At 71.4% G+C, this 6,811-nt stretch carries 6 protein-coding genes; 5 read left to right on the top strand and 1 reads right to left on the bottom strand.

Going from position 1 to position 6,811, the window contains the following annotated elements; translation table 11 throughout:
• Positions 1-40 precede the first annotated feature (40 nt).
• The gene (locus KK087_RS15565; protein ID WP_214566507.1) at positions 41-1,522 is read left to right on the top strand and encodes an MDR family MFS transporter; all 1,482 of its coding nucleotides are present in this window, start codon (positions 41-43) and stop codon (positions 1,520-1,522) included.
• A 108-nt stretch (positions 1,523-1,630) separates the two neighbouring features.
• On the top strand, positions 1,631-2,878 hold the full coding sequence (locus tag KK087_RS15570; protein WP_214566509.1) for an FAD-binding protein: 1,248 nt from the start codon (positions 1,631-1,633) through the stop codon (positions 2,876-2,878).
• 24 nt (positions 2,879-2,902) lie between these two features.
• Here KK087_RS15570 and KK087_RS15575 read toward each other — a convergent pair whose 3' ends face one another.
• Positions 2,903-3,412, bottom strand: a complete 510-nt coding sequence (locus tag KK087_RS15575) for a 2'-5' RNA ligase family protein (protein WP_214566511.1) — start codon at positions 3,410-3,412, stop codon at positions 2,903-2,905.
• A 177-nt stretch (positions 3,413-3,589) separates the two neighbouring features.
• Between KK087_RS15575 and KK087_RS15580 the strand changes: the two genes are divergently transcribed.
• Genes KK087_RS15580 through KK087_RS15590 form a run of 3 tightly spaced genes read left to right on the top strand, consistent with a single transcriptional unit; the run spans position 3,590 to position 6,311 of the window.
• A complete protein-coding gene (locus KK087_RS15580) occupies positions 3,590-4,540 on the top strand; it encodes a MetQ/NlpA family ABC transporter substrate-binding protein (RefSeq protein WP_214566513.1) in 951 nt (316 codons plus the stop codon).
• Complete coding sequence (locus KK087_RS15585; RefSeq protein ID WP_214566515.1) at positions 4,540-5,640, top strand: methionine ABC transporter ATP-binding protein; 1,101 nt, start codon at positions 4,540-4,542, stop codon at positions 5,638-5,640. The genes KK087_RS15580 and KK087_RS15585 overlap by 1 nt, the downstream gene beginning before the upstream one ends.
• Complete coding sequence (locus tag KK087_RS15590; RefSeq protein ID WP_214529670.1) at positions 5,637-6,311, top strand: methionine ABC transporter permease; 675 nt, start codon at positions 5,637-5,639, stop codon at positions 6,309-6,311. The genes KK087_RS15585 and KK087_RS15590 overlap by 4 nt, the downstream gene beginning before the upstream one ends.
• Positions 6,312-6,811 lie beyond the last annotated feature (500 nt).

A 6,811-nucleotide genomic window follows, 5' to 3' on the forward strand; every position in this document is an offset into this window, starting at 1 on the left:
ACACCCGTTCCACCCGTCGTGACCCACCAGGAGCACCCGCATGACCCAGGCCGTCGATTCCGCCCCGCGCACCGGGAGCGTCTCGCAGCCGTCCGCTGCCGAGACCCGACTCGTGATCGGGCTGCTGCTCGTCTCCGCGTTCGTCGTCATCCTCAACGAGACGATCATGGGTGTGGCGCTGCCCCGCCTCATGGACGACCTCCGGATCAGCGCCGCGACCGGTCAGTGGCTGACCACCGGCTTCCTGCTCACCATGGCGGTCGTCATCCCGATCACCGGGTTCCTGCTGCAGCGCTTCAACACCCGCCCGGTCTTCGTCTGGGCCATGGGGCTCTTCTCGCTCGGCACGCTGATCGCCCTGCTCGCGCCGGGCTTCACGGTCCTGCTCGTCGGCCGCATCGTGCAGGCCAGCGGCACCGCGATCATGATGCCGCTGCTCATGACGACGGTCCTGACCCTCGTCGACCCGGCCCACCGCGGCCGCATCATGGGCAACATCTCGATCGTCATCTCGGTCGCACCGGCGATCGGGCCGACCATCTCCGGGCTCATCCTCAACGCGTTCTCGTGGCGCTGGCTGTTCGGCTTCGTCCTGCCCATCGCGATCGCCGCGCTCATCCTCGGCATGGTCAAGGTGCAGAACGTCTCGACGCCGCGCAAGGCCCCGATCGACGTGCTCTCGGTGCTGCTGTCCGCCTTCGCCTTCGGCGGGATCGTCTACGGCCTCTCCAGCATCGGTGAAGCCGCCACGACCGGTCTCGCCGTCCCGGTGGGCGCGCTCGTCGTCGGCGCGGTCGCCCTCGCGGTGTTCATCGTCCGGCAGACCCGTCTGCAGCGCACCGACAGTGCCCTGCTCGACCTCCGCACCTTCCGCACGCGCGGCTTCACGGTGCCGATCGTCGCGATGGGCCTGAGCTTCATGGCGATGTTCGGCACGCTCATCCTGCTGCCGATCTACCTCGAGCGCGTCCTCGGGCTCGAGGTGCTGCAGGTCGGCCTGCTGCTGCTCCCCGGTGGGCTGCTGATGGGGCTCCTCTCCCCCATCGTCGGTCGCATCTACGACCGCCGTGGCCCGCGCGTGCTGCTCATTCCCGGTTCGATCATCGTCAGCGCCGTGCTCTGGGCGCTCTCCACCGTGGACGTCGACACCAGCGTGTGGTTCGTCCTCGGCGCACACGTGGTGCTGAGCATCGGCCTGGCCCTGACCTTCACGCCGCTGTTCACCGCGGCGCTCGGCGGGCTGCCCCCGAAGCTGTACTCGCACGGCAGCGCGGTGCTAGGCACGGCGCAGCAGCTCGCCGGGGCCGCCGGCACGGCACTCTTCGTCACGCTGCTGACGATCGGTGCGGCGACCGCTGTCGAGGGCTCCGGAGCCGACGGCCTGGCCGTGGCCACCGCCTCGGGTGTCGGCACCGCCTTCCTGGTCGGCGCGGTCATCTCACTGTTCGGCATCCTGGCCTCGGTGTTCGTCCGTCGGCCGGAACTGCCCGAGGGCGCGCCGACGCCCCCGCCCGTGCACTGACCGACGAGCCTCGCGCACTGACCGACGAGCAGGGCCGGACGCCGAACCCGTGACGGGACCGGCGCCCGGCCCACGCCCGTCTCCGGACCGCGTGGCAGGGTGGGCGCCATGCGGTCGACGACGAGCGAGCTGAACTGGTCCGGCACGGTCACGTACACGGCCGAACGGGTGGTCCGTCCGGCGTCGATCGACGAGGCAGCCCAGGTCGTGGCCGACGCCGATCGGGTGCACGGCCTCGGCACACGCCACTCGTTCAACGCCGTCGCCGACACCGCGGGCGTCCTGCTCGACCTGACCGGGATCCCGACCGACCTCGTCGTCGACGCCGAGCAGCGCACCGTGACGCTCGGCGCCGGCACCCGGTACGGCGACGTCGCGGCCGACATCGACCGCGCCGGGTTCGCCCTGCACAACACGGGTTCTCTCCCGCACATCTCGGTGGGCGGGGCCATCGCCACGGGCACCCACGGGTCCGGCACGACGCTCGGTTCGCTGTCCACCGCCGTGCGCGCGCTCGAGGTGCTCGGGCCGGACGGCACCGCGCGCACGATCGACCGGACCGACCCGGCGTTCGACGGGGCCGTGCTGCACCTCGGACTGCTCGGCATCGTGGCCCGGGTGACGCTCGACGTCGAACCGGCCTACCGGATGCGTCAGGACGTCTACGGCGCGATCCCGTGGGACACCTTCACGGCGAACGTCGCCGAGGTGCACGCCGCCGGGTACTCGGTGTGCGCGTACACGGTGTTCGGCGACGCGATCAGTGAGGTCCTGGTGAAGTCGCGCGTGCCCGACGGAGCCGACGACGTGCCCGTCCCGGACGCACTCGTCGGCGCACCCCGGCTGCCCGGCACCCCCGGTGACGACCGCCGCACCGCCCGCGACGGTTCGGTCGGCCCGTGGTGGGACCGACTGCCGCACTTCCCGATCGGATCCGTCCCGAGCCACGGGTCCGAGGTGCAGAGCGAACACTTCGTCCCCCTCCGGCACGCGGCGGCCGCCCTGGACGCGCTCCGGGGGCTGGCGGACCGGATACAGCCGCACCTGCACGTCTGCGAACTCCGGACGATGGCCGCCGACGGGTTCTGGCTCAGCCCGACCCAGGGCGAGGACGTCCTCTGCATCGCCTTCACGTGGAAGAAGCACCCGGCCGAGGTCGCCGCGCTCCTGCCCGACCTCGAGGCCCGGCTCGCGGCATTCGACGGCCGTCCGCACTGGGGCAAGATGAGCTCACTCGACCACGCGGCCATCGCCGGGCTGTACCCGCGGCTAGCGGACTTCCGCGACCTCGTCGCCCGAGCCGACCCGGAGCGGACGTTCGCATCCGCGTTCGGCGAGCGCGTGCTCGGGACCTGACCCGGGCCTCCAGGCAGTGCCCCGCTAGTCGGTCGTGAGCGCGAGCGGCGTGATCGTCCGCGTCTCACCGTCCCAGTGCCGGACGCCACCGACGTCGAGCGTCTCCGGCAGGGGCACGGCGCGCAGCGCAGCAACGGCGCTCGGCAGGTCCTCGTCACGCACGCGGCGGGCCAGCGTGACGTGCGGCGACCAGTGCCCGGGCAGCGACGTCTCGACGCCGCCGGGCGCGATCGCGTGCACCTCGCCGTGGAAGGTCGTGAGCGCCTCGTCGACGACCACCGCGCGCACGAGCACCGAACGACCGGCACCCGCGGGGAAGAGCAGGAGCCCGCCCAGCCGGATCGACGTCGGGACCGGCGTGCGGAACCCCGCCGGCACGGGCAGCGTCTCCCCGGCGGCCAGGGTGACGTGCGGGGCGTTCGACGGGGACGGGTGCCGCCCGAGGCTCGGCAGGTCGGCGTCGATCAGGGCCTGCCACGCCGACCGCACGGCGGCGTCCGACTCCGGGCCGAGGACGAGTTCGATGCTGCGCACGGTGCGAGTCAACCAAGTCCTGCCGGGACGCGTCCCGCGACGGACGCGACACGGGTCGAGTGCCGCGTAACACAGCGGAACGGAACTCGCTCCGGGGGTGGGGCGCACGTCACACTCGTCTCCACGCCGCGGACCACCGCGGCTCCCCCACACGCACGGCCCACGAGGAGCACCAGCATGTCCGCAGCCCCCGCACTGCCCGAGAAGCCGAAGGGCAAGCGCCCGATCGGCTGGATCGTCGCCGCCGCGATCGTCGTCGTGGCCATCGTCGTCGCCGTCATCGTCGGAGCCGTCCGCTCCGGGAGCAACGACGCCGGCGCCGCCGGTGACGCCGCCCCGAAGACCGTCACGATCGGTGTCGCGGACAAGTCGCTCGGCTACTGGAGCACCTACACGAAGCTCGCGAAGGAGCAGCTCAACGTCACGGTGAAGCTGACGAACTTCTCCGACTACTCGCTGCCGAACCCGGCGCTCAAGGACGGCCAGCTCGACATCAACCAGTTCCAGCACATCCAGTACCTGGCGGACTACAACGTCACCTCGAACGACGACCTGCAGCCGATCGGTTCGACCGCCGTGTACCCGCTGCCGCTCTACGCGACGAAGTACGACGAGCCCTCCGAGCTGCCCGCGAACGCGAAGGTCGCGATCCCGAACGACTCGATCAACCAGGCGCGTGCGCTCCTGATCCTGCAGGCGGCGGACCTCATCACGCTCAAGGCCGGCGGCTCGGCGTTCTCCACCGCGGACGACATCGAGACGAAGAAGGTCGACGTCCAGCCCCTCGACGCCTCGCAGACCGCGAACGCCCTGCAGCAGGGCTCGGTCGCCGCCGCCGTCGTGAACAACAACTTCGCCACCGCGGCTGGCCTGCCGATCTCGGACGCGATCTACCAGGACGACCCCTCGAGCGCGAGCGCGGCCCCGTACGTGAACGTGTTCGCCGTCCGCGACGAGGACAAGGGCAACAAGACGTACCTCGACCTGGCGGAGCTGTTCCAGGAGGACGCCGTGCAGAAGGCCTTCGCGAAGGACCTGCCCGAGGCCGTCGCCCGCGACGAGAGCGCCTCGAAGCTGCAGGACGAGCTCGCCCAGGTCGAGCAGGACGCGAAGGCGGCCAAGCAGTAGTGCCGGTCCTCGTCGAACTCCGCGGCGTCTCGAAGCACTACCGCCGCGCCGACACCGGCGAGACCGTGGTGGCCGTCGAGGACGTCTCCCTGGACGTGCACCAGGGAGAGGTCCTCGGCGTCATCGGGTACTCCGGTGCGGGCAAGTCCACCCTGGTCCGCCTGGTCAACGCGCTCGAGCTGCCGAGCTCCGGCACGGTGACCGTCGCCGGCCGTGAGCTGACGGCGATCCCCGAGCGGGACCGCCGTCTGGCGCGTCGCAACATCGGGATGATCTTCCAGCAGTTCAATCTGTTCCGCTCCCGCACGATCGCCGGCAACGTCGCGTACCCGCTCAAGGTCGCCGGTGTGCCGAAGGCGGAACGGAACCGCCGGGTCGCCGAGCTGCTCGACTTCGTCGGCCTGCTCGAGCGCGCGCACGCCTACCCGGAGCAGCTGTCCGGCGGGCAGAAGCAGCGTGTCGGCATCGCCCGTGCCCTCGCGGCGTCGCCCGACCTGTTGCTCGCCGACGAGGCGACCAGCGCCCTCGACCCGGACACCACGTCCGAGGTGCTCGCGCTGCTCCGCCGGGTCAACCGGGAGCTCGGCGTCACCATCATCGTCATCACCCACGAGATGGACGCCGTCCGCCAGATCGCCGACCGCGTCGCCGTGATGGAGCAGGGGCGGGTGGTCGAGGTCGGGGACGTCTACGACGTCTTCTCCGCGCCGAAGACCGGTGCCGCGCAGCGCTTCGTCCGCACCGCACTGCACGACCGGCCCTCCCCCGAGACGCTCCGGCGGCTACGGGACCGCCACCCCGGTCGGCTCGTCACGGTGCAGATCACCGACGAAGCCGGGCTGCAGAACCGCATCGACGCCGCCTTCCGCGCCGCCGGGGTCACCGCCGAGCTGGTCTACGGCGGGGTCGGCGAGATCCGGGAGCGCCGGATCGGCTCGCTCACCTACGAGTTGAGCGCGCCCGCCGGCGGGTCCGGCGCGGCAGTCGCGTCCGGCTCGTCCGGCGCGGCCGGCGGTTCGGATGCGTCCGGCGCCATCGACGCCGCGATCGCCGCACTCCGCGCCGACGGCGTCACGACCGACGAGGAGGCCGCCGCGTGAACAACAACTCGTTCCAGAGCGTGATCGACACGTTCGACGTCTTCTTGGCGGCCATCCGCGACACCATCGTGATGTCGCTCGTCTCGCTCGTCATCGCCGGGGTCATCGGCCTCGCGCTCGGCCTGCTGCTCTACGCGACCCGGCCCGGCAACGTGCTCGGCAACCGCACCGCCTACACGGTCCTCAACGTGTTCGTGAACCTGATCCGCCCGATCCCGTTCGTGATCTTCCTCGCCGCGATCGCGCCGCTGTCGCGAGTGGTCGTGCAGACCACGATCGGCGTCCCGGCGGTGACGTTCGCGATCTCGCTGGCGGCGGCGTTCGCGGTGTCCCGGATCGTGGAGCAGAACCTGCTGTCGGTCGACCCGGGCGTGGTCGAGGCGGCTCGGGCCTCGGGCGCGCACCCCGTCTCGATCCTGCTGACCGTGCTCATCCCCGAGGGCCTCGGCCCGCTGATCCTCGGCTACACGTTCATCTACATCGGCATCGTCGACATGACGGCGCAGGGTGCGCTGATCGGTGGCGGCGGACTCGGTGAGTACGCGATCACCTACGGCTCGCAGCGGTACGACTGGTGGGTGGTCTACGTCTCGGTGGCGGCGATCGTCGTCATCGTGCAGCTCGGCCAGTTCATCGGCAACCGCCTGGCGCGCGCGACCCTGCGTCGCTGACGTGGGCGGGCGGCCCCACCACCCTGCGTGGTGCGTGGGACCGTCGCGGGCACGTCGGAAGCCCTGCGGGTCGACCGACTGGAGGCCCGGTGCCGGTTCCTGGAACCGGCACCGGGCCTCCAGTGCGTTGCCGGCGGTGCGGGCGCACCCCGCGTCGTCCGCCGAGCGGTCACCGGCGACTCGCCACTCATGTCCGCTCAAGTTCCACGACTCGCCGGTGTCGAGGCGCCGAGGTTTCACGAACGCACGCTGCGGTCGCCGAGGTTCCGAAATCTCGGGACCTCCAGAGCAGGAGGAGCGGGACGGGACCGCAACGAGAGGGGTCGTGTGCGGGACGGTCCCCGGCGCCGCTCGATCTCGTCCCTGCGCTGTCCGGTCGCTGAGGTTCCACGACTCGCCGCACCCGATACCCCGAGATTCCGCGAACACCCGCTGCGAGCGCCGAGATGCCAACATTTCGGAATCTCGGGGCAGCGGGGCGGGCGGGAGTGGGGCGAGCG

It is taken from the genome of Curtobacterium aurantiacum, from assembly GCF_018598555.1.
In the GTDB taxonomy this organism is placed as follows: Bacteria; Actinomycetota; Actinomycetes; order Actinomycetales; family Microbacteriaceae; genus Curtobacterium; species Curtobacterium aurantiacum.